The organism is Dactylosporangium sp. NPDC049742 (assembly GCF_040674675.1).
Taxonomy (GTDB): Bacteria; Actinomycetota; Actinomycetes; order Mycobacteriales; family Micromonosporaceae; genus Dactylosporangium; species Dactylosporangium maewongense.
The window spans coordinates 1-24,928 of sequence record NZ_JBFANF010000057.1 but is presented as its reverse complement, the minus strand read 5'-3'; the positions used below and the strand labels follow the sequence as shown (position 1 = coordinate 24,928).

General features: G+C 69.6%; 19 protein-coding genes. 5 read left to right on the top strand and 14 right to left on the bottom strand.

All coding sequences use genetic code 11. The annotated features are described in order from the left end of the window. Positions 1 to 97 precede the first annotated feature (97 nt). From AB0J72_RS44745 to AB0J72_RS44735, 3 genes are read left to right on the top strand one after another with little or no spacing between them, the layout of a single operon-like run. Positions 98 to 2,542, top strand: a complete 2,445-nt coding sequence (locus AB0J72_RS44745) for a PQQ-dependent sugar dehydrogenase (protein ID WP_363411414.1) — start codon at positions 98 to 100, stop codon at positions 2,540 to 2,542. A gap of 34 nt (positions 2,543 to 2,576) precedes the next feature. Next, a complete protein-coding gene (locus AB0J72_RS44740) occupies positions 2,577 to 3,950 on the top strand; it encodes a carbohydrate-binding protein (protein WP_363411412.1) in 1,374 nt (457 codons plus the stop codon). Positions 3,951 to 3,962: 12 nt separating this feature from the next. Further along, positions 3,963 to 5,609, top strand: a complete 1,647-nt coding sequence (locus tag AB0J72_RS44735; RefSeq protein WP_363411410.1) for a glycosyl hydrolase family 8 — start codon at positions 3,963 to 3,965, stop codon at positions 5,607 to 5,609. A gap of 287 nt (positions 5,610 to 5,896) precedes the next feature. Here the strand turns inward: AB0J72_RS44735 and AB0J72_RS44730 are convergent, their stop codons facing one another. The 13 genes from AB0J72_RS44730 to AB0J72_RS44670 all read right to left on the bottom strand — a co-directional run bounded on the left by AB0J72_RS44730 (position 5,897) and on the right by AB0J72_RS44670 (position 18,933). Then, positions 5,897 to 6,730: a nitrilase-related carbon-nitrogen hydrolase gene (locus AB0J72_RS44730; protein ID WP_363411408.1), complete on the bottom strand. Its 834-nt coding sequence runs from the start codon at positions 6,728 to 6,730 to the stop codon at positions 5,897 to 5,899. Then, positions 6,727 to 7,443 carry an NADPH-dependent F420 reductase gene (gene npdG / locus AB0J72_RS44725; RefSeq protein ID WP_363411406.1) on the bottom strand — a complete coding sequence of 239 codons (717 nt, stop codon included), beginning with the start codon at positions 7,441 to 7,443 and terminating at the stop codon, positions 6,727 to 6,729. Before npdG ends, AB0J72_RS44730 begins: the two co-directional genes overlap by 4 nt. Then, positions 7,440 to 8,447 carry an LLM class flavin-dependent oxidoreductase gene (locus AB0J72_RS44720; RefSeq protein WP_363411404.1) on the bottom strand — a complete coding sequence of 336 codons (1,008 nt, stop codon included), beginning with the start codon at positions 8,445 to 8,447 and terminating at the stop codon, positions 7,440 to 7,442. The genes npdG and AB0J72_RS44720 overlap by 4 nt, the downstream gene beginning before the upstream one ends. A 21-nt stretch (positions 8,448 to 8,468) precedes the next feature. After that, the gene (gene hydA, locus AB0J72_RS44715; protein WP_363411402.1) at positions 8,469 to 9,887 is read right to left on the bottom strand and encodes a dihydropyrimidinase; all 1,419 of its coding nucleotides are present in this window, start codon (positions 9,885 to 9,887) and stop codon (positions 8,469 to 8,471) included. Between the two features lie 32 nt (positions 9,888 to 9,919). Next, positions 9,920 to 11,287, bottom strand: coding sequence for an aminotransferase class III-fold pyridoxal phosphate-dependent enzyme (locus AB0J72_RS44710; RefSeq protein WP_363411400.1), 1,368 nt, complete (start codon positions 11,285 to 11,287; stop codon positions 9,920 to 9,922). Further along, positions 11,284 to 11,847, bottom strand: coding sequence for an amino acid synthesis family protein (locus AB0J72_RS44705; RefSeq protein WP_363411398.1), 564 nt, complete (start codon positions 11,845 to 11,847; stop codon positions 11,284 to 11,286). The genes AB0J72_RS44710 and AB0J72_RS44705 overlap by 4 nt, the downstream gene beginning before the upstream one ends. Before the next feature lie 89 nt (positions 11,848 to 11,936). Next, a complete protein-coding gene (locus tag AB0J72_RS44700; RefSeq protein WP_363411396.1) occupies positions 11,937 to 12,764 on the bottom strand; it encodes a nitrilase family protein in 828 nt (275 codons plus the stop codon). Continuing rightward, a complete protein-coding gene (locus tag AB0J72_RS44695; protein ID WP_363411394.1) occupies positions 12,761 to 14,245 on the bottom strand; it encodes an NAD-dependent succinate-semialdehyde dehydrogenase in 1,485 nt (494 codons plus the stop codon). The genes AB0J72_RS44700 and AB0J72_RS44695 overlap by 4 nt, the downstream gene beginning before the upstream one ends. Before the next feature lie 50 nt (positions 14,246 to 14,295). Next, positions 14,296 to 15,090, bottom strand: a complete 795-nt coding sequence (locus AB0J72_RS44690) for an IclR family transcriptional regulator (RefSeq protein WP_363411392.1) — start codon at positions 15,088 to 15,090, stop codon at positions 14,296 to 14,298. A 97-nt stretch (positions 15,091 to 15,187) separates the two neighbouring features. Beyond that, positions 15,188 to 16,318 carry an ABC transporter substrate-binding protein gene (locus AB0J72_RS44685; protein WP_363411390.1) on the bottom strand — a complete coding sequence of 377 codons (1,131 nt, stop codon included), beginning with the start codon at positions 16,316 to 16,318 and terminating at the stop codon, positions 15,188 to 15,190. A 39-nt stretch (positions 16,319 to 16,357) separates the two neighbouring features. Further along, entirely contained in the window at positions 16,358 to 17,179 is an 822-nt protein-coding gene (locus tag AB0J72_RS44680; protein WP_363411388.1) for an ABC transporter permease, read from the bottom strand. Beyond that, the gene (locus AB0J72_RS44675) at positions 17,179 to 17,970 is read right to left on the bottom strand and encodes an ABC transporter ATP-binding protein (RefSeq protein WP_363411386.1); all 792 of its coding nucleotides are present in this window, start codon (positions 17,968 to 17,970) and stop codon (positions 17,179 to 17,181) included. Before AB0J72_RS44675 ends, AB0J72_RS44680 begins: the two co-directional genes overlap by 1 nt. 114 nt (positions 17,971 to 18,084) lie before the next feature. Continuing rightward, positions 18,085 to 18,933 (bottom strand): ABC transporter permease subunit, encoded by an 849-nt coding sequence (locus tag AB0J72_RS44670; RefSeq protein WP_363411384.1) that lies wholly within the window; start codon positions 18,931 to 18,933, stop codon positions 18,085 to 18,087. A gap of 432 nt (positions 18,934 to 19,365) precedes the next feature. On the opposite strand from AB0J72_RS44670, the gene AB0J72_RS44665 reads away from it, so the two are divergent. Next, on the top strand, positions 19,366 to 20,964 hold the full coding sequence (locus tag AB0J72_RS44665) for an Hsp70 family protein (RefSeq protein ID WP_363411382.1): 1,599 nt from the start codon (positions 19,366 to 19,368) through the stop codon (positions 20,962 to 20,964). Between the two features lie 25 nt (positions 20,965 to 20,989). Here the strand turns inward: AB0J72_RS44665 and AB0J72_RS44660 are convergent, their stop codons facing one another. Beyond that, the gene (locus AB0J72_RS44660) at positions 20,990 to 22,744 is read right to left on the bottom strand and encodes an extracellular solute-binding protein (RefSeq protein ID WP_363411380.1); all 1,755 of its coding nucleotides are present in this window, start codon (positions 22,742 to 22,744) and stop codon (positions 20,990 to 20,992) included. A 661-nt stretch (positions 22,745 to 23,405) separates the two neighbouring features. Here AB0J72_RS44660 and AB0J72_RS44655 point away from each other — a divergent pair. Beyond that, complete coding sequence (locus tag AB0J72_RS44655; RefSeq protein WP_363411378.1) at positions 23,406 to 24,671, top strand: amidohydrolase; 1,266 nt, start codon at positions 23,406 to 23,408, stop codon at positions 24,669 to 24,671. Positions 24,672 to 24,928 lie beyond the last annotated feature (257 nt).

Below are 24,928 nucleotides of genomic sequence, written 5' to 3'. Positions count from 1 at the left end.
AAACGCTTGACACGTCCGTCGATGCGGTGATCCCATCTGTATTAACTGTCAGGCAACTTGCCTAACAATTCAAGGCTCCTCAGGCTTTGGAGGCTCGATGGGTTCCAGAGGACGACAACAGGCGAGACGCTGGATCACTCCGCTGCTGGCGGCAGCAGTGGTGGCCGCGATCCTTCCGCTGGCGGAACCGGCACAGGCCGCCGCGACCCGGTATGAGGCAGAAAGCGCCACCATCTCCGGCGGGGCCGTGGAGTCCAACCACACCGGCTTCACCGGAACAGGATTCGTCAACTACGACAACGCGACCGGCAGCTACGTCGAGTGGACCATCAACGCCGCCACGGCGGGCACCGCGACGATCGGGCTGCGCTTCGCCAACGGCACCACAACCGACCGGCCGATGGACGTCAGCGTCAACGGCACGGCGGTCGCCACGTCGCTGTCGTTCCCGGGCACCGGTAACTGGGACACGTGGCAGACCAAGACCATCACCGCTGCGGTGAACGCCGGCAGCAACAGGATCCGTGCCGTCGCGACGACCGTCAACGGCGGCCCCAACGTCGACCGGATCGACGTCGACGTCGCGCCGCCGACGTCGGACTACCAGGCGGAGAACGCGACCGTCTCACAGGGCGCGGTCGAGTCCAACCACACCGGGTTCACCGGCACCGGCTTCGTGAACTACGACAACATCGTCGGAAGCTACGTCGAATGGTCGATCCCGGCCGCCACCGCGGGCAACGTGAGCGTCGCCATCCGATACGCAAACGGTGTCGCGAACGGCGCGAGCGTCGACCGGCCGATGGACGTGACGGTCAACGGCACCCTCGTGCGCAGTGCCCTGTCGTTCCCGAGCACCGGCAACTGGGACACCTGGCAGACGGTGACGTTGACCGTCGGCCTCTCCGCCGGCACCAACCGGATCCGGGCCATCGCCACGACCGCCAACGGCGGGCCCAACGTCGACCGGCTCAGCACCGGCGTCCCCGGCGACACCGCACCGCCGACCGCGCCCGGACAGCCCGCCTGCGGCACCATCACCGAGAACAGCGTCAACCTGTCGTGGGGTGCCTCGACCGACAACGTCGGCGTCGTCGCGTACGACATCTACCACGACGGCAACAAGATCGGTGAGGCCGCCGGGAACGCCACCGCGAAGTCCCTGACCGGCCTGCAGCCCAACTTCGAATACCGCCTGTCGGTCTTCGGCCGCGACGCGGCAGGCAACGTGTCCACGAGCAGCCCGCAGGCGATCTGCCGGACCCTCGCCAGCTCTGACACACAGGCGCCCTCCGCGCCGACCGGCTTCGCCGCCGCCAACGTCGCCGGCAGCTCCGTCGACACGTCGTGGACCGCGTCGACCGACAACGTCGGCGTGACGGGGTACGACGTGCTGGGCGCCGGCGGCTCGGTGCTCAAGTCGGTCGGCAACGTGACCTCGACGACGGTCACCGGACTGGCGTGCAACACCACGTACACGCTGACCGTGGTCGCGAAGGACGCCGCCGGCAACACCTCTTCGCCGAGCAACGCGAGAACCATCACCACCACCGCGTGCAGCGGGGGCGTGCCCTCGAGCATCACCACCGTCTCGACCGGCTGGACGATCCCATGGGGACTCGGGTGGCTGCCGGACGGCCAGACGGCGATCGCGACCGAACGCGACTCGTTCAAGGTCTTCAAGGTCACCCTGAGTGGCGCGCGGACCCAGGTCGGCACCGTGCCGAACACGGTCACCACCAACGGCGAAGGCGGCCTGCTCGGCGTCGCGGTCGACCCGAACTGGAACAGCAACCACTACGTGTACTTCATGCACACCGCCGCCGAAGGCAACCGCATCGCCCGGATGACCTACAACGGCACGACGCTCTCGGCGTACACGTCGCTGGTCACCGGCATCATGAAGAACCGCTACCACAACGGCGGTCGCCTGGCGTTCGGCCCCGACGGCTACCTCTACGCGACCACCGGCGAGGCGCAGACGCCCAATCTCGCCCAGGACAAGAACTCGCTCAACGGCAAGATCCTGCGGATGAAGACCGACGGCACCCCGGCGCCCGGTAACCCGTTCGGCACGCTCGTGTACAGCTACGGCCACCGCAACCCGCAGGGCATCGCCTGGGACTCGCAGGGTCGGCTGTGGGAGGCCGAGTTCGGCAACAGCCAGTTCGACGAGCTCAACCTCATCAAAGCGGGACGCAACTACGGCTGGCCGACGTGTGAGGGCACCTGCAGCGTCTCCGGGATGGAGAACCCGAAGCGGCAGTGGTCGGTGAGCACCGCCTCGCCGAGCGCGATCGCGATCGTCCGGGACGTCGTGTACATGGCGGCGCTGCGCGGCCAGCGGCTGTGGCGGATCCCGTTGCTCGACGGCGAGAACACCGGCACACCGACGGCGTACTACGTCGGCACGTACGGGCGGCTGCGCACCGTGGTCAAGGTGCCGGGCGCCGATCAACTGTGGCTGTCGACCACCAACTGCGACAACAACGGCGGTGCGGCCGCCGGCTCCGACCAGATCTTCCGGATCACGATCAGTTAGTCGATTCCGAACCCCTGGAGGAACGATGCGACTCATGAGCAGGCGCGCGGGTGTGACCGCGCTCGCGGTCGGCGTCGTGGCGGCGCTGACGCCACTCGCACTGCAGATCCCGTCCGCCGAGGCCGCCACGACGGTCTACCAGGCGGAGAACGCCACCATCTCGCAGGGCGTGGCGGAGTCCAACCACGCCGGCTACACGGGCACCGGATTCGTGAACTACGACAACGTCAGCGGCTCGTACGTGCAGTGGTCGGTGACCGCCGCGGCCGCCGGCAGCGCGACGCTCACCATCAGATTCGCCAACGGTACGACCACGAACCGGCCGATGAACATCAGCGTCAACGGCACGACCGTCGCGTCCGGCGTGGCGTTCAACGGCACGGGCAACTGGGACACCTGGCAGGACGTCAACGTCACCGCAACGCTGAACGCCGGCGCCAACACGGTCCGGGCCACCGCCACCACGGCCGGCGGCGGACCCAACGTCGACAAGCTCACGGTCGTCGACGGCAGTACCGGCGGGCCCAGCATGGCCGTCGCGCCGTACGAGTACTTCGGCTGGGGCAACCCGCAGAGCCCGACCTCGGTGATGTCGGCGACCGGCATCAAGTTCTTCACGCTCGCCTTCATGCTCTCCGACGGCGGATGCAACCCGCTGTGGGACGGCTCGCGTCCGCTCACCGGCGGCGACGACCAGGCGAAGATCAACGCCATCCGCGGCGCCGGCGGGGACATCATCGTGTCCTTCGGCGGCTGGAGCGGCAACAAGCTCGGCGAGAAGTGCTCGTCGGCATCCGCGCTCGCCGGCGCGTACCAGAAGGTCATCAACGCATACCAGCTCAAGGCGATCGACATCGACATCGAGGCGACCGAGTTCTCCAACGCCACCGTCCGGCAGCGGGTCATCACCGCGTTGAAGACGATCAAGACCAACAACCCCGGCATCAAGACGTTCGTCACGTTCGGCACGACCCCGACCGGGCCGGACTCCGACGGCGTCGATCTCATCAACAAGGGCGCCGCGGCCGGCCTGAACAATGACGGCTGGACCATCATGCCGTTCGACTTCGGCGGGCACAGCGGCACGATGGGCGCCGCGTCGGTCAGTGCCGCCGACGGCCTGAAGAACGCCGTCAAGAACGCCTACGGCTACAGCGATGCCGTGGCCTACACGAGGATCGGCATCTCGTCGATGAACGGCAAGACCGACGAGACCGACGAGACCGTCACGCTCGCCGACTTCCAGACGATCCTGGCGTACGCGCAACAGCACCACCTGGCCCGCCTGACGTTCTGGTCGGTCAACCGCGACCGGGCCTGCGGCAGCGGCTCCGACGCCGATTCGTGCAGCGGCGTCTCGCAAGCGGCATACGCGTACACCAAGGTGCTCGTCCAGTACACCGGCTGACAAGGGAATCCCATGAAGCTCAGACAGTTCGGTTCGGCGCTGTCCGCGGTCGGGCTGGTCGTGGCGCTGTCACCATTGACCTCACCGGCGGCAGCGGCGGCGCCGTCCGTGGACTATCAGGCCGAGAGCGCGACGATCTCGCAGGGTGCGGTCGAGTCCAACCACACCGGCTACACCGGCACCGGATTCGTCAACTACGACAACGTCAGCGGCTCCTACGTCCAGTGGTCGGTGACCGCGTCGGCGGCCGGCACGGCCACGATCGTCCTGCGGTATGCGAACGGCACCACGACGAACCGGCCGATGGACATCTCCGTCAACGGCACGGTGGTTTCCGGCGCACTGTCCTTCCCCGGTACCGGCAACTGGGACACCTGGCAGACCAAGACGGTCACGGCAGCGGTGAGCGCCGGCACGAACACGATCCGCGCCACCGCGACCACCGCCAACGGCGGGCCCAACGTCGACAAGCTCAGCGTCGCCGTGGACACCGGACCGCCGCCGGGCGGTCCGGCCGTGCCTTTCGGCAGTCACCTCTTCCCCTATGCGAGCGGCACGCTCAGGCCGAGCGGCACGCAGTCCACTGTGGACCAGGCGGTCGTCACCTACTACAACAAGTGGAAGGCCGCGTTCGTCAGGCAGAACTGCGGCAACGGTTGGTACGAAATCATCTCGCCAGACGCCGATCACCCCTATGTCGCCGAGGCGCAGGGCTACGGCATGGTGATCGTGGCCACCATGGCCGGCGCCGACCCGAACGCGAAGACCGTCTTCGACGGGCTGGTCAAATACATGTTGGCCCATCCGTCCGTACACAATCCCGATCTGCTCGCAGCTGAGCAGGACACGGCCTGCAAGAGCGTCAACGGTTCGGACTCGGCGACCGACGGGGATCTCGACGTCGCGTACGGGCTACTTCTGGCCGACAAGCAGTGGGGCAGCGCCGGAACCTACAACTACAAGCAGTTGGCCATCAGGCACATCAATGCGATCAAAGCCAACGAGGTCAACCCCACGACCCATCTGCTACTCCTCGGCGACTGGAGCACCCCGGGCGACAGCCTCTACTGGACCACCCGGCCGTCCGACTTCATGATCGACCATTTCCGCGCATTCAAGACGGCCACCGGTGACACGGCGTGGGACACCATCCGCACCGCGCACCAGAGCCTCATCACCGACCTGCAGAGCCGGTACGCGTCGAGCACCGGACTGCTGCCCGACTTCGTCGTCGACACCAACACCACGGCGCGGCCGGCGCCCGGCGAGGTGCTCGAGGACCCGAACGACGGCAAGTACTTCTGGAACTCCTGCCGCACCCCGTGGCGTATCGGCACGGATGCGGTGACCAGTGGCAACGCCGCCTCGCTCGCCTCGGCCCGCAAGCTCAACACCTGGGTGCGGGGCAAGACCGGCGGCAACCCGAACAGCATCGCCGTCGGCTACTCGCTGAGCGGCACGGCGATCTCCTCCGGCAGTGAGCCGGCGTTCTTCGCACCGTTCGCGGTGGCGGCGCTCACCGACTCCGGCAGCCAGACGTGGCTCGACGCGCTGTGGACCAAGATGGTCAACACGTCGTTCACCAGCAACGACTACTACTCGACGAGCATCCAGCTCCAGGTGATGATCGTCGTCAGCGGCAACTTCTGGGCTCCCTGATCGCAACTGTCGGGTCCGGTGTCCCGCTGGGCACCGGACCCGACCACGTGTGCATCGGCGGGGATGGCACGGCGGCGACGCCGGTCGCCCGACGCGCGGCCCGCGCGGGGAGCAGGTCGTTGATAGTGCCGGGGCACGGTTGGCCAGGCTGCGTTTGAGGTTGGACCACAGGTTCCCGCCGGGACATCCGATGATCGCCGCAACACACCGTTCGGGACCGCGCCGCCGCCCGGGTGGAGCGGCACGGCGCATGCAATGCGACACGACATCGCATGCGCCGCACCGGATCAGGGGGCCGTCGGGCCCATCTTCGTCAGGCGGGAGTAGAGTTCCGGCCGCCGGTCGCGCAGGAACGGGCGCTTGCGGCGCGTACGGTCGACGAGACTGAGGTCCACCTCCGCGACCGCCAGGCCGTCCGTGTCGTCCGCGGCCTGGGCCAGCACGTCGCCGTCCGGGCCGTAGACCGCGCTCAGGCCGAAGTAGTCCTTCGCGCCCTCCCGGCCCACCCGGTTCGAGCAGATCACGAACAGACCGTTGAAGACCGCGTGGGCGCGCAGTTCCAGCTGGAAAACCTCGCGCATCGGGGCGCTCGCCGAGGCCACCGGCACGCACAGGACCGAACCGCCGCGCAGGGCCACGATGCGGCTCAGCTCGGGGAAGTGCCGCTCGTAGCAGATGATGGTGCCCACGCCCGTCTCGCCGGTGTCCACGACCTCGGGTTCCGTGCCGCCCGGCTGGAAGTAGAACTTCTCCGGGAAGCCGTTGGAGAACGGCAGGTGGGACTTGCGGTACACCGACTTCAGCTCGCCGCCGACATAGGTGCACGCCGTGTTGTAATAGACCCCGGGCACGTCCGCGGCCTCGAAGATGGACGAGACGACGGTCATGCCGTGCCGGCGGGAACGAGCGGCGGCCATCCGGTTCGAGGGGCCGTCGAGGCGCTCGGCGAGCTCGAAGTAGTCCAGGTCCGGCTCCGGCTGGACGAACGGGACAGCGAAGAGTTCCGGCAGCAGCAGGATTCGGGCACCGTCCCCAGCGGCGGCGTCGATCAGGTCGGCGGCGCGGCCGATCGTCTCGGTGCGGTCCGCGGAGGGCCGAAGTTGCAGCGCGGCGAGTTTCACGCGGGGACCCTCTCGTGAGCGGTCTGGGGCAGGCCGGTGATGGCCACCCCGGACCGGGTCTTGTACCGCTTGTTCACCGAGATGAGCACGGCGGTGAGCGGTTCCAGCTGACGGGCCAGGCGCAGCCGGCCGGCGTCGACTCCTCGGCCGCCGGTCACGTCCGCGGCCAGGCCCATGACGAGTTCCTTGGCCTCGCGGTCGTCGCCGCAGACCAGGACGTCCTCGTGGCTCAGGTCGGCGTCCGGGTCGAGCAGGAGCGGGGCCGAGAGGTGGTGGAACGCGCCCACCACCGTCGCCGCGCCGGCGAGCGAGGCGGCCTCCTCGGCCGCGCTGCCCGCGGGGACGTCGAGGCCGAACGGGCCCTGCTTGTCGAACCCGAGCGGGTTGACGCAGCTGATGACGATCTTCCCGGCCAACGCGCCGGCGAGCCCGGTGATCAGCTCGGTGTGGCCGTCGTAGGGCACGGCGAGCAGCACCACGGGGGCGGAGGCGGCCGCGTCGAGATTCGCGGCGCCGGTGATGTCCCCGGCCTGCCGCCGCAGCTCCACGGACGCGATTTCGAGCTCCCGACGCAGCTCCACCGCGGCGGCTTCGGCCTTCTCACGAGCGCGGGAGCCGAGCACGATGGAGTGTCCGGCGCGAGCCAGTCGGTAGGCCAGGCCGCGGCCCTGGGGACCGGTGCCGCCGATGACGGCGATCGTCGTGACGCTCATGCCTTGGCCGCCTGCGCGAGCCGGGTGAGGGTCTGCTCCTTGTCCCCGAGCGTCGAGATGATCGGGCTGCGGACGCCGGCTTCGTGGTACGACATCAGCTTCTGGAAGGCATCGTCCGTCGATCCGCAGGCGGTCACGTTCTGGACCAGGCTGTTCGGGACGAGCCGCATCGCGCGCTTGATGTCCTCGGGGGTCGCGGGCCAGCCGGCGATCTTCTGCAGCCGGTCGACCAGCTCGCGCTCGACGCCGCAGTGCTCGGCGATGTGGGGCTGCTGGCAGAGGTACAGCGTCAGGAACGCCTTGCACGCGTCGATGGCCTCCTGCGGGTCGTCGTCGTTGATGCTGCACGAGACGATCTGGGTGAGGTCGATCGAGGTCTTGCCGTCGGTGCGCTTGGCGAGGCCGCGCTGGATGGCCGCGGTGGCGCCGACGAGGTACGACGGCGGCAGGAGGAAGTCCATGTGCACGCCATCGCTGATCTCGCCGGCCAGCTCGAGCATCTTGGGGCCGACGGCGCCGATGTAGATGGGGATGTCGACGGGCTTGTTCTCGCGGTACATGCTGTCGAACCGCACGCCGCGCATCTGCACGAACTCGCCCTCGAACTCGACGAGTTCGTTGCGGAAGAACGCCTGCAGGACGGTGATGTACTCGCGCATCGACGCGATCGGCTTGACCAGGGGCTGGCCGACCTTGGTCGCGAGGGGCTCCCACCAGGCGCCGATGCCCAGGATCGCGCGGCCGGGCGCGACCTCGTCGAGGGTCTTGAAGGTGACCGCCATGAGCGCGGCGTTGCGGCTCTTGTTGTTGACGACGCCGGTGCCGATCTTCACGTGGCGGGTCTTGCTCGCGATGATCGCGGCGGGCACGATGCCGTCGCGGGCGAGGCGCCCCTCGGCGACCCAGACGGACTCGAAGCCGTTCTGGTCAGCGAACTCGGCCTGCCAGTAGGTCTGCTCGAGGCTGAGCCGCTCGCCGACGTGGATGCCAAGAGGAATCTTCATATCGCTCCGTTCAGAATCCGTTCAGAAGAGGTGCGGCGCGCCGCGCTCGGCGAAGGATCCGCGGCCCGCGGCGCCGTAGAAGGAGCCGTCGGCGCCGACCAGGTGGTCGCCGCGGGAGAAGACGTGGACCGGCTTGCCGGTCACCCGCATCCCGTCGTAGAGGTTGTAATCGGTGCGCATGTGGGTGCCCTCGGTCGTGATGACGTGGTCGGCCTTCGGGTCCCACACGACCAGGTCGGCGTCGGCCCCGACGGCGACGATCCCCTTGCGGGGGAACAGGCCGAAGAGCTTGGCCGGCCGGGTCGAGACCAGGTCGACGAACCGGCAGGCGTCGAAGCGCCCGCTCGCCACGCCGCCCTCCCAGAGCACCATGAGCCGGTCCTCGATGCCAGGCACCCCGTTGGGCACCTTGGGGAAGTAGCCGGGGCTGCGCAGCTTCTGCGGGGGCAGGTCGTCGGGCTGGTGCAGGCAGAAGCCCGCGTGGTCGGTCGCGACCGTCGCCATCGCGCCGGTGACGAGCGCCTTCCACAGGCCTTCCTGGTTGCTGCGCTCGCGGATCGGCGGCGAGCACAGGTAGGCCGCGGCCTTCTCGCCCAGGCCCTCGTAGTCCTCGTAGGCGACCTGCAGGTACTGCGGGCAGGTCTCCGCCCACACCCGGCGGCCGTCGGCCCGGGCCCGGCTGATCTCGTCGGCCGCGGCGGCACTGGAGACGTGCACGACGTACAGCGGCGCCCCGACGGACTCGGCGAGCACGATCGCGCGGTGCACGGCCTCGGCCTCGGAGTCGTGGCCGTGGGCGGTCGCGTGGAAGTGCTCGGCGGTGTCCCCGCGGTCGATGAGCAGCTGGGTCTCCCGGGCCACCATGTGCCCGTTCTCGGCGTGCACCATCGGCAGCACGCCGAGCTCCCGGGCGAGGGCGAAGCCCTCCAGCAGCTCGCCGTCGTCGACCATCTGGGTGCCCGGATAGGCCATGAAGAACTTCCAGCTGGCCGCCCCCTCGCCGGCGAGCCGGCGCAGGTCGTCGAGCACGTCGGGCTGCTGGGCGCGGGGCGGGACGATGGCGTGCAGCCCGAAGTCGACGACCGAGCGCTCCAGGGCCGCGTCGCGGCGGCGCAGGTACGTGTCGTACAGGGACCGGTCCGGCTCCTTCTTGACGAAGTCCAGGATCGTCGTGGTGCCGCCGTGCGCGGCGGCGACGGTCCCGGTGTAGAAGTCGTCGGCCGTCCTGGTGGTGAACCCGTCGATCGGGTACTCCAGGTGCGTGTGCGCGTCGATACCGCCCGGGATGACGAGCATGCCGGTCGCGTCGATCACCTCGTCGGCGGTCCAGTCCGAACCGATACCGAGCGCGACGATCCGCCCGTCGCGCACCAGGACGTCGGCGCGGATCGCCGAGTCGGCGTTGACGACGGTACCGCCGCGAATCAGTGTCGATCCCATGTCACTCCCCTGTCACTGCGCCTGTGTCGCGTTCAGCCCTGGTAGTGCTCGTCGGCGAGGGCGAGGACCTCGTCGAGCACGCCGAGCGCCAGGTCGATCTCGGCGGCGTTGATGACCAGCGGCGGCGTGAGGCGCAGGACGTTGAAGTTGGCGGTGAGGTACACGCCCCGCTCCATCGCCGCCTTGAGCAGCTTGCCGACCGGGGCGGCCGCGGGTCCCTTGGCGTTGAACGGGACGAGCGGCTCCTTGGTCGCGCGGTTCTTCACCAGCTCGACGCCGTAGAAGAGGCCGCGGCCGCGGATGTCGCCGATGCTCGGGTGCCGCTCGGCCAGCTGGGCCAGGCCGGCGCCGAGGCGCTCGCCCATCGCCCGCGAGTTGTCGACGATGCCCTCGTCCTGCATGATCCGCAGCGAGGCCACGCCGGACGCGCACGCGAGCGGGTGACCGGCGTAGGTCATGCCGCCCCAGAACATGTTCGTCCGCAGCCACTCGGAGATCCGCTCGTTCACCGTCATCGCACCGAGCGGGACGTAGCCCGAGTTCAGGCCCTTGGCGGTGATGAGGATGTCGGGCGTGACGTCCCAGTGGTTGCAGGCGAACCACTCGCCGGTGCGCCCGAAGCCGGCCATCACCTCGTCGAAGATGAGCAGGATGCCGTACCGGTCGCAGACCTCGCGCAGCGACCGCAGATACCCCTCCGGCGGGTAGAGCAGGCCGTTGGTTCCGGTGACCGGCTCGACGATCACGGCGGCGACCGTCTCGGGGTTCTCGTACTGCAGGATCTCCTCGAGGTGCGGCCCGCCCGAGCAGACCGGGCACGGGTCGGGGTGCCCGGCCGGGCAGCGGTACGTGTACGGGTCGAGCATCCGCACCACGCCGCTGATGCCCGGCTCCGCGGCCCACCGGCGCGGGTCGCCGGTGAGCGACATCGCGCCGGCGGTGGCGCCGTGGTACGAGCGGTAGCGGGCGACGATCTTGTGCCGGCCGGTCACGTGGCGGGCGAGCCGCACCGCGTTCTCGTTGGCCGCCGCACCACCGGTGGTGAAGAAGCTCATCTTCAGGTCGCCGGGCGTCAGGTTCGCGATCATCTCGGCGAGCTCGGCCCGCGAACGCTCCGCGAAGCCGGGGCCGATGTAGCACAGCTCCTCGGCCTGGGCGCGGATCGCCTCGACGAGGCGGGGGTGCTGGTGGCCCAGGTTCAGGTTGACGAGCTGCGACTGGAAGTCCAGGTACTTGCGGCCGTCGTAGTCCCAGAACCACGAGCCCGAGCCGCCGGCGACGGGGATCGGGTCGAGCGAGCCCTGCACCGACCAGGAGTGGATGACGTACTCCTTGTCGACCGCCTTCACCCGCTCCGCGGTCCAGGCGTCGGTGCCGATCTGGTTCTCGGTGATGGTCATGCGCCGGCCTTGACCTCGGCGCCGAACGTGGCGAGGCGGGCGAGCGGGCGGCCGGCGTTGGCGGCGGCGACGATCACGAAGATCTCGCGGGGGCGCGGGACGTCGGCGACCTGCAGCGTCACCGTCTGGTGGTGCGAGCGGGTCTTCGAGTCCAGCTTGTGCTTGAGCGGGATGTCGATCGGGCTGCCGGTGAGCCCGACCTTCTCGGCCGCCGGGAGCAGCTCGGTGCCGCCGGCGGCGTTGCGGAACATGTTGCCGAACCGCAGGTTGTGAATGAGCGCCGAGCCGTGCTCGAGCTCCCCGTCGATGCCGACGAGCGCCGCCTTGCCGAAGGCCTCGACCTCGTCGCCCAGCAGCTCGACGCAGGCCGGGCCGATGAGGCTGCCGATCTCCTCGCCCAGCTCGTCGGCGAGGGTCACCAGATCCTGCACGTACTCGCTGGGGTAGGGGTTCTCGATGACGACCCCGACGAACGCGACGCGGTGGTGGGGCTGCACGTCCTGACCGTTCTCGAGCCAGGTCTCCTCGAGGTGGCGAACGATCTTCCGGACCCTGATCACGATCACTCCTTTGTGGTTCATTGAACGAACCGTCGGTTCAAATACTGTAGACACTGCGGGGGACTGTCAAGAGCCGTGAGAACCCGAGATCAGCTCGAGTAGAGGTCGGTCCGCCGGTCAGCCAGCGGCTGGTTGAACGGGTTCTCCCGCCGCTCCCGCCGAGTGCCGATGAGGTCGACCTCGGCCAGCACCAGCTCTTCGCGGTCGCGGCTCGCGGGCTCGGCCAGCGGCCAGCCGTCGGGCCCCACGAGCACGGATCGCCCGACGAACTCCTGCCCGCGCTCGACGCCGATCCGGCTGACGCCGGCGACGAAGAACTGGTTGCTGTGCGCGCCCGTCATGCACATCAGGTGCGCCATCGCCGGCCCGGTGTCGGGCTGCCCGGGTACAGGCACCCAGTTCGACGGCAGCACAAGAAGATCCGCACCTTGTACGGCCGCGCTGCGGAACATCTCGGGGAACCAGGCGTCGTAACAGATGCCGACGCCGATGCGCCCCAGCGGGGTGTCGAACACCGGGAAGCCGGCCGTGTTCGGGTCGTAGACGCGTTTCTCGTCGTTCCACAGGTGGGCCTTGCGGTACGTGCCCAGGTGGCCGTCCGGGCCGAGCACCACGGCGGAGTTGTAGACCCGGTCCCCGTCGAGCTCGGTCAGGCCGCCGACGATCCAGATCCCCAGCTCCGCCGCGAGCGCGGCCCAGCCGGTGCTCGTGGGGCCGTCGGGTATCGGCTCCGCGTACGTCGCCGCCTCCGCCCGGTCCTCAAACACGTAGCCGGCCGAGGACGCCTCGGGCAGGACGACGAGCCGGGCCCCCTCGGCCGCGGCCCGCCGGATCCAGGCCGACGAGGCCGCGAGGTTGCCCTCGACGTCACCGAGCACCGGTTCCCACTGGACGCCGGCCAGGATAAAGCCGGTCACCAACTCGCCCGGACGGCCGTGTACTTGATGTTCAGGTACTCGTCGATGCCGACCCGCCCGCCCTCGCGGCCGAGCCCGGACTGCTTCACCCCGCCGAACGGCGCCGCCGGGTTGGAGATGACGCCCTGGTTGAGCCCGACCATGCCGCTCTCGAGGCGTTCGCTGACGCGCAGGCCGCGGCCCAGGTTCTCGGTGAAGACGTAGGAGGCGAGGCCGTACTCGGAGGCGTTGGCCAGGCCGACCGCCTCGTCCTCGACGTCGAAGACCACGATCGGGGCCACCGGGCCGAAGATCTCCTCGCGGACCGTCCGGGCGTGGCCGGGCACGTCGGCCAGGACCGTCGGGGCGAAGAAGTAGCCGTCGCCGTCGACGGCCGCTCCCCCGGTCACGACCCGGGCGCCGGCCGCGGTCGCGTCGCAGACCAGCTCGCCGACCGACTTCACGGCGTTGCCGTCGATGAGCGGGCCCACCTCGGTCGCGGGGTCGAGCCCGTGACCGACGCGCAGGCGGCCCAGGCGCTCGGCCAGGCCGCTGACGAACTGCTCCGCGACGGAGCGCTGGACATAGAAGCGGTTGGCGGCGGTACAGGCCTCACCCACGTTGCGCATCTTGGCCTGGACGGCACCCTCGATGGCGAGCTCGAGATCGGCGTCTTCGAAGACCAGGAAGGGCGCGTTGCCACCGAGCTCCATGGACGTGCGCAGCACCCGCTGGGCGGCCTGGCCCAGCAGGGTCCGGCCCACCTCGGTCGAGCCGGTGAACGACACCTTGCGCAGCCGCGGGTCGTCGAGCAGCGCCGAGCTGGCCGCGCCCGAGCGGTTCGTGGTGAACAGGTTGACCACACCCCGCGGGACGCCGGCCTCCTCAAGGATCGCCACCAGCGCGAGCATCGACAGCGGGGTCTGCTTGGCCGGCTTGACCACGACGGTGCAGCCGGCCGCGAGGGCCGGGCCGATCTTGCGGGTGCCCATCGCCATCGGGAAGTTCCACGGGGTGATGAGCAGGCACGGGCCGACCGGCTGGCGCATGAGCAGCACCCGGGAGCCGCCGCCGGGCGCGGGGAGGTAGCCGCCGTCGATGCGGACCGCCTCCTCGGCGAACCAGCGGAAGAACTCCGCGGCGTAGGTGACCTCGGCCCGCGACTCCGCGACGGCCTTGCCCATCTCCAGGGTCATCAGCCCGGCCAGGTCGTCGCGGCGGGCGAGCATCAGCTCGAACGCCCGGCGCAGCACCTCGCCCCGCTCGCGCGGGGCCGTGGCGGCCCAGGCCCGCGCGGCCCGGTCGGCAGCGGCCAGGGCGTCGAGGGCGTCGTCGACCGAGGCGTCGGCGACCTCCGCGATCACCGAGCCGGTCGCCGGGTCCTCGACCGCGAGCGTCCCGCCACCCTGGGCCGACCGCCACTCGCCGTCGATGTACAGGCCCTTCGGCACCCGGCCGGCCACCACCGTCGCCGCGGCCAGCGCCTCGTCAAATGCGGCCATTGCGTTCCTCCTCCACCGGCCGGGCAGCCCCGGTCCGGTCCATGCCGGCGCTATTGCAGCCGGCCGAGCCCGCTGGGGAGCTCGATGTCGGTATTGCTGAGCAGTTCGCTGAGTTGCCGGGCGGCCTTCATGACCGACTCCGCCACCTCGTCGATCCGGTCGCGGGTGAGCCGGTAGGTGGGGCCGCCGATCCAGACCGCGTACGGCGTGGTGCCCCGGACCCTCACCGGCGCCGCCACGGAGGCCGCGCCGACCTCGAGCTCGTCGTACGCGAAGGCGAACCCGCGGGCACGGACTGTGGCCAGAGAGCCCATGAACGAGTCCAGGTCGCCGACCTCCGGCGGGGCGTGCGCGGCGAACTCCTCGGCGAAGTCGGCCCGGACCTCGGCCGGCTCCAGCGCGGCCAGCAGCACCTTGCCGGTGGACGTGGCCCACACGGGCTGGGTCCGCGGCACGGGCTTGAGGGTCTGGCCGATGAGCGAGGGTCCGGGCACCTGGGCCACGACCATCACCTTCGGGGCGAGCAGGACGTCGAAGCCCGCCGTCTCCCGGGTCTCGCCGGCCAGGCCGCGCAGGACGTCGCGCATGTGGCCGTAGGCGCCGCCGCCGTCGAGCAGACCGCCCACAATGGACAGCAGGCCCAGCGACACGCGGTAGCGCCGGGTGACCGGGTCGAGGGTCAGCCAGCTCTCCCGCTCCAGCACCGTCAGCACCCGGTAGCAGGTCGCCTTCGGGATGCCCGCCTCGCGCGCGACCTCGCTGAGGCCGACGCCCTCGGGGTGGGCGGCCACCGCACGCAGCAGCCAGATGGTGCGCCGGACCAGACCGGCCTCACCAGATGCCATCGAGTTCCTCCCGTAATCCGCGGGCCGTCGTCAGCGGCCAAATCTTCGATGCCATCCTGGCAGGCCCGGCGCACCACCGGGACGTCTACCCGCTCGGCTACTTGCCGCCCTCTGTAATGGTCGGCGTCCCGGGCTTGTAGCCGGTGCCCATGACGTCCACGCCCGAGGCCTTGAGCTCCTCGCGGGCCTTGTCGGACAGGTCGGTGCGGAACGCGCTGGCGTCCGGCTTGCTCTTGAGCACGCCGCCCTTGGTCGCGATGTCGATCGTGGAATCCCACGACGCCTGGTCCATCGCCCCGACGCCCTTGGGCGAGGGCCAGATAAGCTTGTTGACCTCGCTGAGCATCCAGGTCTGGTGGCCCGTGCCGAGCGCGCTGCCGTGCGCCAGCACCGTGTCGACGCAGCCCTTGAGCTCGTCGCGGCAGTAGGCCCAGCCGCGGTAGGTGGCCTTGAGGAACTTCACCGCGGTGTCCTGGTTGGCCTGGTCCTTGAGCCAGTCCCCGCGGCTGTAGATGCCGTCCTCGAGGCTGGTGTAGCCGGAGTCCTGCAGGCTGATCGCGGTGAAGTCCGACGGCTGGTACAGCTGGCCGGTCTTCGGGTTCTTGGTCTCCAGCAGCTGGGCGTACTCGTTGTAGGTCTTGGCCTGCGCGGCGTCGACCTCGCGCTTGAGCAGCAGCGACATGTCGAACGGCTGCTGGATGATGGTGGTGTCCTTCGGCGGGTCGACGCCGGCGCCGCGCATGGCCGCGTAGAGCACCAACTCGTTGCCGTAGCCCCAGCTGCCGACCTTCTTGCCCTTGAGGTCGGCGAGCGTCTTGATGCCGGAGTCGGCCCACGCGACCTGCAGGTAGGCGCCGCGCTGGAAGACCTGGCCGATGTTGACGAGGTCGGCGCCCTGTTCCCGGGTGGCCATCGTCTTGGTGACGTGGCTGACCGCGAACTCGGCGTTGCCCGAGGAGAGCACCTGCTGGGGGACGATGTTGACGCCGCCCTCCTGGATGGTGACGTCGAGACACTCGGCGTCGTAGTAGCCCTTGTCCTTCGCCGCGTAGTAGCCGGCGAACTGGGCCTGGGCGACCCATTGGAGCACGACCCGGACCTTGGTCTTGGACGTGCAGTCCTTGCCGGCGTCGGAGGCGGCCTGGGTGCCGGTGTCGGACATGCCGCCGCAGCCGGACGCGAGCAGCGCGGTGACCGCGAGGACGCTGAACCCTTTCCGAATTGACATGCTGACTCCAATTGAAGCGTTTTGGGGGGGGTGTGTTGGCTACGCGTTCTCGTCGTGCAGCGACGCGTGCCAGGGCATGAGGAGGCGTTCCAGCAGCGACACGATCCCGAACATGGCCAGGCCGAGGGCGCTCGCCACGAGGATTCCGGCCCAGGCGTACTCGAACCGGGGCAGGGCCGCCTGATAGGCGATGTAGACGCCGAGCGCGTTGCTCGGCCCGCCGAAGTACTCGGTCACGATCACGCCGATGACGGCGAGGGTGGAGCCGAGCTTCAGCGCGTTGAACAGGAAGGGCAGCGCGTTGGGCAGCCGCAGCATCAGCGCCACGTGTCGGGGCTTGGCCGCCAGCGACTGCATGAGCTCCAGGTGCAGGGGTGAGACTTGGAGCAGTCCCCGGGTCGTGTTGACCAGGACGGGGAAGAACACCATCACGGCGGCGACGCCGGCCTTTGAGACCAGGCTGGTGACGCCGAACCAGTTGTTGAAGATCGGGGCCAGGGCCACGATCGGGGCGCAGTTGACGATGACGGCGACCGTGAGCACGGGCCCGGACATGCTGGGGAACCGGCTCAGCACCAGGGCCACCGCGACGCCCCCGGCCACGCCCATGAGCAGGCCGAGCAGCACCGCCTCGACGGTGATCCGGGAGGCCGACATGATCGTGGTGAACTGGCTGGCGAACGCGGAGAGAATCGCGGTCGGCGTCGGCAGGATGAACGACGGCACGTCGAACGCGACGATGGCGAGCTGCCACACTCCGAGGATCACCACAGCGGTGACGGCGATCGGCAGGATGCGGCCGAGCTGGGTACGCAGCGCAGACGGCGGGGCGGCCTGGGTGACGGCCTGGGTGACGGCCATCAGACGGCCTGCCCGGCGAGCTCGCTGTGCAGCGCCGTGCGGGCCTCGGTCACCTTGGCGAAGAACGCATCGGTGGTACGGGTGGCCGCGGTCCTCGGGTAAGGCAGGTCCACGTCGATGCTCGCCGCGATCCGGCCCGGGCGGGCCGTCATGACCACGATCCGCGAGGACAGGAAGACGGCCTCGGATATGCTGTGGGTGACGAACACGACCGTGGTCCGGGTGTCCGCCCAGATCCGCAGCAGCTCGCCCTGCAGCCGCTCCCGGTTCATCTCGTCCAGCGCACCGAGCGGCTCGTCCATGAGCAGGATCTCGGGGTCGGCGGAGAGCGCGCGGGCGATCGCCACCCGCTGCTGCATGCCGCCGGAGAGCTGCCACGGGAAGTGCTTGGCGAACTCGGAGAGCCGGACGAGCTCCAGCATCTCCTGGGCCTTGGCCTGCCGGGTCGCCTTGTCGGCCCCGGCGACCTGCAGCGGCAGTTCCACGTTGCGCTGCACGCTGCGCCAGTCGAACAGGCCGGCCTGCTGGAAGACCATCCCGTAGTCGCGGTCGGCCCGCGCGGCGCGGGGCGTCTTGTCCTTGAGCGTCACCGTGCCGCTGGTCGGCTCGGTCAGGTCGGCCAGCACGCGCAGCAGGGTGCTCTTGCCGCAGCCGCTCGGGCCGAGCAGCGACACGAACTCGCCGCGCTCGATCGTCAGGTCGATGTCCTGCAGTGCGGTCACCGAGCGCTTGCCGCCGCTGTTGAACTCCTTGTTGACTCCGCGGACGGAGATGATGGCGGGCTCAGTCATCAGCTACTCCAGGCAATGGTGAGGTTCGGTGCGGTCTTGCCCCACGGGCGTCGGGATGTCTGGCGGCAACGGTCCGCAGGTGAGGCGGTCCGAGCCATAGGCTTCTGCTTGTGCTCACGCATGGCGGTGTCGCAGCGCGAAGCGCTCGATCAGGCCCAGCAGCTGCACGAAGACGATGCCGGCGACCGCCGAGACGAGGACAGCGGCGTAGAGCTTCTCGGGGCCGTTCGAGTAGTAGTAGGCGAAGGTCAGGATCGACCGGCCGATGCCACGGCCGGTGCCGGCGGACAGCTCGCCGACGATCGCGCCCACGACGCTCGCCGTGGCGGCCAGCCGGAGCCCGGAGAACACGAACGGCAGCGACGCCGGGATGCGCAGCCACCACAGCACCTGGCGGCGCTTGGCCCCGACGCTGTGCATGAGCTCCAGGTGCACCTTCTGCGGCGACTTCAGCCCGCGCAGGGTGTTGATGGTGACCGGGAAGAAGGCCAGGTAGGCGGCGATGCCGGTGACGGCGATCCACGGCGGGGCGCCGGCCTTGCCGCCCCAGATCACGATCATAGGGGCGATGGCCACCAGCGGTACCGTCTGCGAGGCCACCAGCCACGGCATCAGGCCCTTGCTGACCGGGACGACGTTGAGGAACACGACCGCCAGCAGCAGGCCGAGCACGGAGCCGGCGACGAGGCCGTAGAGGGCCTCGCGCAGCGTCACCGTCGTCTCGCCGATCAGGTATGCGGCCAGGGTCGTCGGGTCGCCGCGGCGGGCCGGCTCGACCAGCGAGCCCAGGATCGCCGAGAGGTGAGGCATCGACAGGTCGTCGGTGGCCACCGGGAAGCCGATCCGGGTGCCGGGAATGACGTCGTCGAACGCCTGGCCCAGCGCCTTGTACCCCTCCCAGAGCCCGGCCAGCACCGCGAGGACGCCGATCGAGCCGACGGTGTTGATGACGTGCTTCTTCACGCTAGGCCCACGCAGGGACCGGCCCCGCGCCAGCTGCTGCCGCCCGCGCTGGGCTCGACCCGTCTCGGCCGCGCTCGGCGGCGGAACGATCTTTGTCGCGGTCATGTGCAGGCACTCTCCGAAACCTCTCGGGAGCCGTCGTCCGGCAGTAGTGTTTCACTCAGTGAACCGTTGGATCGGATCACTCAGTGAACTGGTGGTTCACGATAGAGCCGTGATCCATGCCACGTCAATGCATCCGGGCACGCGGAAATCACGTGTTCCAGTGGATCATCCAACCGCCGATGACCTGCCGGTTTCCGCTCGTTGCGCCGGTGCGTCACCGCTGCGTTCGCGGCGCGCCATGTCCGGTGCCTACCGTGGCGGCCGTCCAACGCCGAGCCCACCGTCTCGGCTGACCGATCGTCGGCCGGCGTCCGCACCTCGGCATTTGTGCAGGCAAACATTGTCCCGCGCTATTCTGAACGCGCCCCGAGCCACCAGGACGCACCGATCAAGACGGGACGGCAATCGGGGGCCGCGTACGCTGCAACGATGGCTCACGATGTGCTGCTCGGGATTGACTTCGGCACCTTCAACACCGTGGCCATGGTGCGGCGCGGCGGCGGTGAAGCACGTTCCCTGCTCTTCGACGGGTCACCGTTGCTGCCGTCGGCGGTACTCCTGGAAGGCCTCGGCGACGTGTTGTCCGGTGCCGAAGCCGTGCGGTCGGCGCGGGTGCATCCGGATCGGTACGAGCCCAACCCGAAGCGAAGGATGGCAGACGGGATCGTCCTGCTCGGCGGCTACGAGACCGACGTGGTCGACCTGGTCGCCGCTGTGCTGGGGCGGGTGGCGGCGGAGGCGCGGCAGGTCGCCGGCCAGCTCCCGGATCGTGTCGTGGTCACGCATCCGGAGATCTGGGGCACGTCGCGGTTGAGCCGGATGACCGCGGCGGTCGTCCGTGCCGGCCTGCCGAGCCCGACACTCGTGTCGGAGCCGATCGCTGCCGCCGCCTACTTCCTCGGCCAGGTCGGCCGGGTCGGCGCGGGTCAGTGCGCGGTGGTGTACGACTTCGGGGCCGGCACGTTCGACGCCGGTGTGGTTCGCCGCGGCCCCGCAGGAGCGCTGACGGTCCTGGCCAGTGAAGGGCTGCCCGAGGTGGGCGGCCTGGACCTGGACGCCGCGTTGGTGGAGCACCTGGGCCGGCTGATCGCGAAGCGGGCCCCGGACGCTTGGGACCGGTTGCGGCGACCGGCCACCGCCGCCGACCGCCGTGCCAGGTGGCAGCTGTGGGAGGACGTCCGGCTGGCCAAGGAGTCGTTGAGCCGGCGTTCGCAGACGCTGGTGCACCTGCCGATCCTGGACGACACCGTTCCGGTGAGCCGGGACGAGTTCGAGCAGCTCGCCGAACCGGTCATCGCGCGGACGGTCGCGGTCACCCGCGCCGCGGTGCAGAGCGCCGGCATCGGGCTGTCCGACGTCGGTGGCATCTTCCTCGTCGGCGGGTCGAGCCGCGTCCCACTCGTCGCGACGCTGCTGCACCGCGCGTTCGGGATGCCGCCGACGGTTCTGGAGCAGCCCGAACTCGTGGTGACGGAGGGTGCACTGATCCTGCTCGACGCGTGCGAGGAGCGCACGCCGACCGGTGTCACGATGAGGCTGCCCGCCGGTGCCGGGTCGCAGGTGTCCGTTGCGCAGGCCCGTGGAACCGCCGCCGACCCGGCACCCGTGCCGCAGGGTTCGCCGCAGCGGGTCGTGCAGCTGTCGCCGGCCTCGACGACGGCAGGCTCCGACATCCAGGCCCTGACCACGACCGGCGTCGAAGCGTCGCGCGTCGACGAGGCCGTCGAACCGGGGCGGGGGCGATCGATCCGCCGCCACCTCACCGATCCGTGGAGTGTGGCGGCGGCCGTGCTGCTCGGTGCCCTGAGCGGCACGGCCGGCGGCCTCGCCGGTGCGAGCACGGCGGCCGTGCTGACCGCGGGAGCCGTGGTCGCCGTGATCGTGCACACGGTGCGGGTGGCCCTCGGTGTCGTGTTCGACCGTTGAAGACGCGCTGGTCGGACGTTGCCCGCTAGAAGTTGCTCAGCACCGAGCTGAAGATCTTGTCGACGCTGGCCGGGTCGCGCGCGTCGTAGGCGGCTGCGCGCGACACTTTCGCGATCTGTTCGAGCGTGTCCAGGTCGGCCTCCTCGCCGAAGGCGATCCCGAAGATGCGAACCGAGTTCTCCAGGGGTGACCCGTCCAGGTCGCGGAGCAGCTTCGCCCGGTCGTTGTCGGCCGGATACTCGTTGCGCCCATCGGTGAGCAGCACGACCGCGTTGATGCGGTCGGCGTCCAGCCGTTCCCGCATGTACAGGTCGGCGGCCCGGGTCGTGTGGTACAGGGCCGTGCCGCCATCGGCGCTCAGCGCCCGGATGATGCCGGTGAGTTGCTGCTTCGCGTCACCGACGCGCGACATCGGCAGCCGCTCGGTGTAGGGCTGCGCACCGTTCGGTCGCTGCCCCGTGAACGTCCACAGTGCCACCTCGTCGTCGGGATGCAGCAGGTCGAGGCTCGCGATCGCCGCGTTCTTCGCGGCTTCCAGCTTGCTGATGTCGCCGGCCGCCTTCTCCTTCATCGAGCCCGAAACGTCGAGGACGAGCAGCACCCTCGCCTTCTTCCGCAGGTCGTCCCAGCCGGCGAGGATCTTGTCCAGGACCTCTCCGACGGGTGGCTGGATCAGGCTGAGCTTCTGCCCGGCCGGGATCTGCAGGGTCTGCGTCAGTTCGGGGCCGGCGTTGCCCTGGTGGTCGCGGAAGCCCAGCGCCGCGAACGCGGCCTGCTGGGCCGGTTTCTGCAGGAACGCGAGGAAGTCCGCGGCTGCTTCCCGTTGGGCGTCACTGGCCGAAGGCAGCACCACGTATGGGTGGTCGAGCATCAGCGTGCCGTCCCGCGGCACCATCGGCACGAGCGGCACCGTGGGCGGCTTGCCTGTCACCTTCGGGTCGCCGGTGGTGTTGCCCTTGTTGTAGAGGAAGGTGAGCTGCTCCTGATGCACGACGGCACTCACGTACGACATCGCGGCGCCCTTGGCATCGGCTTCGGCCAGGTTGGCGAGGAACTTCACCGCATCGTCGGTGTAGTGCAGGACGCCGGCTTCGACCCCGCGAACGAAGTTGATCACATTGGGCTGGGTGAGATCGGCCGGCGTCAACTCGCGGGACAGGCCGGTCGCCGCGTAGTACGTGGCCACCGTCGCGGCCAGGCCGGACGTGGACCGGTGCGGGTTGTCCTTGCCGAAGGAGAAGCGCCCCCACTCGGGATGGCCGTACCGGCCCCACCCCTGCGGATCGGACGCCAGCGCCAGCACGTCACTCCACCCGAACTCGCGGTTCGGCCAGCCGAACGCCTCGGCCATCGGCTTCGGCATCGAGATGACCAACGGGCTCTGCGCGATCGACGGCATCTGCGCGCCGGCCGCCGGCACCACCTGCTTGCCGCCGGCGGTCTCCCGGTGGCGGGCCAACTGGAGCCACAACGATGCGGTGGGCGTCCACACCTGCGGTGCCGGGCCACCGTCGCGCTGTTCATCCCAGCCGGAACCAAGTGCCTCCGCCGCCGCGCCGGACGTGAGCCGGTGCACGGTCACCGACGCGCACCGCTTGCCGCCGTACAGCGTGTCGGACGCGTTGTACCGGCGGGCCAGCTCGATCATCAGGTCGGCCTTCTCGGTCGACGAACTGACCTCGATGGGTTCACAGCCGGCTCGCTTGTCGGCGCCCGTCTCCCCGGGGTCGCGACGGAGCGCCACGTACGTCACCACGACGGCCATCAGACCTACGATCACCGCAACCACCAGCGGCATTCGCGTACGTGACCCCGCACCAAAACCCATCGACGATCTCCTGTTCACCAGCAGAGCCCCGCATCGTAACCGACGGCCACAACACCGCCGCCATCCGCCGGACGTGGCCGACTGGACCGCCCGCTGCGTGTGGTGTACGCGGAGAAGTTCCCCGTCGCCTGCTTGCAGCCGAGGTGTCGGCCGCGAGTCCCAAGTTCCACAGGTGAACGGCAGTTCTATGCACGGACGGAGGTGAAGGTGCATCCCAGATCTGTGACCAGGCGGTGCCGGCCCTGGCAGCGCCGGCCAGATCATCCCCGCAGCCGCGGCACTGTGCCGATGGGCAACCTCCTGATGGTGCTGCGGATCCGGATCGAGTCAGGCCACGCCCGGCACGTCGGACACACGTCGCGCATCCATGCCGAACGATCAGGATCCCCCGCATTCGTGGACCGCACCGCGTCGAGCAGGGCACGCACCGGGTGGAAGTTCATGCTCGGTGCCATGCATTTGAACGATGTGAGCCACGCCGGCGGCCCAGTGGCGACGCCTGGTCACCCCTGCGCGTCATCCTGGGCACCTGTCACATCCGTCATCGGGGGCCCACGCTGGACGAGGACAACGTCACCGAGAAGGACGACAACGCAGGGAAGGAGGATCGCTGATGAGCTCCGGCTCCGCTACTGCCACCGTCCTCGCCGCACTGGGTGAGGTCCGGGAATGGCAGGAGGACTTCTACCGGCACTTGCACCAGCATCCGGAGCTGTCCCACCAGGAGCAGCGCACCGCCGCTGCGGTGGCCGAGCGGCTTCGTGGCTGGGGATTCGACGTCCACGAGGGAATCGGAGGCACCGGTGTCGTTGCGATCCTGCGCAACGGCGACGGCCCGAGCGTGCTGCTGCGCGCCGACATGGATGCGCTCCCGGTGCGCGAGCAGACCGGGCTGCCGTATGCGAGCACAGTCACCGCCACCGACCAGGACGGCAACGAGGTGCCGGTGATGCACGCCTGCGGCCACGACGTTCATACCACCTGCCTGCTCGGCGCCGGCGCCCTGCTCGCGGGTGCGACCAGTGACTGGAGCGGCACCGTCGTCGCGTTGTTCCAGCCCGCGGAGGAACTCGGGGACGGCGCCCGACGGATGGTCGACGACGACCTGGCCGCGCTCGTCGGCACTGTCGATGTGGCGCTGGCGCAGCATGTACTGCCGATCCCATCGGGACAGGTCGGGACCCGGCCGGGCCCGGTGCTCTCGGCGGCCGACAGCATGCGAATCACTGTCCACGGCAGGGGTGGGCACGGCTCAATGCCGCAGGCAACCATTGATCCCGTGGTGCTGGCGGCAATGATCGTCGTGCGCCTGCAGACCGTGGTATCGCGCGGGGTCGCCCCGACGGACCCCGCGGTTCTCACCGTCGGCAGCATCCAGGCAGGCAGCAAGAGTAACGTCATCGACGACCACGCGATTCTCCAGCTCAACGTCCGCAGCTACAGCGACCAGACCCGGACCGCGATCCTCGCCGCGATCCAGCGGATCGTGGCCGCCGAGTGCCAAGCCTCCGGTTCACCCAAGGGCCCGGACTTCGAGTTCTTCGACCGATTCCCGCCCACCGACAACGATCCGTCCACCACCGCGCGCGTGCGTGCCGCCTTCGAGCACGTGTTCGGGGACTCGGCACAGGACCTGCCCTTGCAGACCGCGAGCGAAGACTTCAGCGATGTTCCCCGCGCGCTGAACGTGCCATACACGTACTGGGCGATCGGTGGAATCGATCCAGATGCGTACCAAGCGGCGGCGGCCGCCGGGCGAATCGCCCAGGACATCCCCGTCAATCACTCGCCGAACTTCGCGCCCGTCATCCAGCCCACCCTCGACACCGGTACGAAAGCCCTTGTCGCAGCGGCTTTGGCCTGGCTCGCGAAGGACTGATGCACCGTCCATCGTGGACGGTCTACCTCGCGCCGGTCAGGCAGCAGACGGGGTGTCACGAGCGCATCGACGGTGCCGCGCACGTGCGGGGTCGATGACGACGCTGCACGGCGGCTGGATGCGTTCGGATTCCTCGTCGTCGATGGCGGACCGTCCCGCCACCCGTACGCATCGAGGGCATCCATGCGGTCCGCCGGGCGTCTGTGCACCGATCCAGCCGTGCCGGCTGAACAGGCTCCAGGTCAGTGTCCAGGAAT

Bases quoted from the DNA above. Each gene is read 5' to 3' on its own strand.
- AB0J72_RS44685 (WP_363411390.1), bottom strand. From the start codon at position 16,318: ATGTCAATTCGGAAAGGGTTCAGCGTCCTCGCGGTCACCGCGCTGCTC.
- AB0J72_RS44740 (WP_363411412.1), top strand. From the start codon at position 2,577: ATGAGCAGGCGCGCGGGTGTGACCGCGCTCGCGGTCGGCGTCGTGGCG.
- AB0J72_RS44690 (WP_363411392.1), bottom strand. From the start codon at position 15,090: ATGGCATCTGGTGAGGCCGGTCTGGTCCGGCGCACCATCTGGCTGCTG.
- AB0J72_RS44745 (WP_363411414.1), top strand. From the start codon at position 98: ATGGGTTCCAGAGGACGACAACAGGCGAGACGCTGGATCACTCCGCTG.
- AB0J72_RS44680 (WP_363411388.1), bottom strand. From the start codon at position 17,179: ATGGCCGTCACCCAGGCCGTCACCCAGGCCGCCCCGCCGTCTGCGCTG.
- AB0J72_RS44735 (WP_363411410.1), top strand. From the start codon at position 3,963: ATGAAGCTCAGACAGTTCGGTTCGGCGCTGTCCGCGGTCGGGCTGGTC.
- AB0J72_RS44655 (WP_363411378.1), top strand. From the start codon at position 23,406: ATGAGCTCCGGCTCCGCTACTGCCACCGTCCTCGCCGCACTGGGTGAG.
- npdG (WP_363411406.1), bottom strand. From the start codon at position 7,443: ATGAGCGTCACGACGATCGCCGTCATCGGCGGCACCGGTCCCCAGGGC.
- AB0J72_RS44695 (WP_363411394.1), bottom strand. From the start codon at position 14,245: ATGGCCGCATTTGACGAGGCGCTGGCCGCGGCGACGGTGGTGGCCGGC.
- hydA (WP_363411402.1), bottom strand. From the start codon at position 9,887: ATGGGATCGACACTGATTCGCGGCGGTACCGTCGTCAACGCCGACTCG.
- AB0J72_RS44710 (WP_363411400.1), bottom strand. From the start codon at position 11,287: ATGACCATCACCGAGAACCAGATCGGCACCGACGCCTGGACCGCGGAG.
- AB0J72_RS44675 (WP_363411386.1), bottom strand. From the start codon at position 17,970: ATGACTGAGCCCGCCATCATCTCCGTCCGCGGAGTCAACAAGGAGTTC.
- AB0J72_RS44720 (WP_363411404.1), bottom strand. From the start codon at position 8,447: ATGAAGATTCCTCTTGGCATCCACGTCGGCGAGCGGCTCAGCCTCGAG.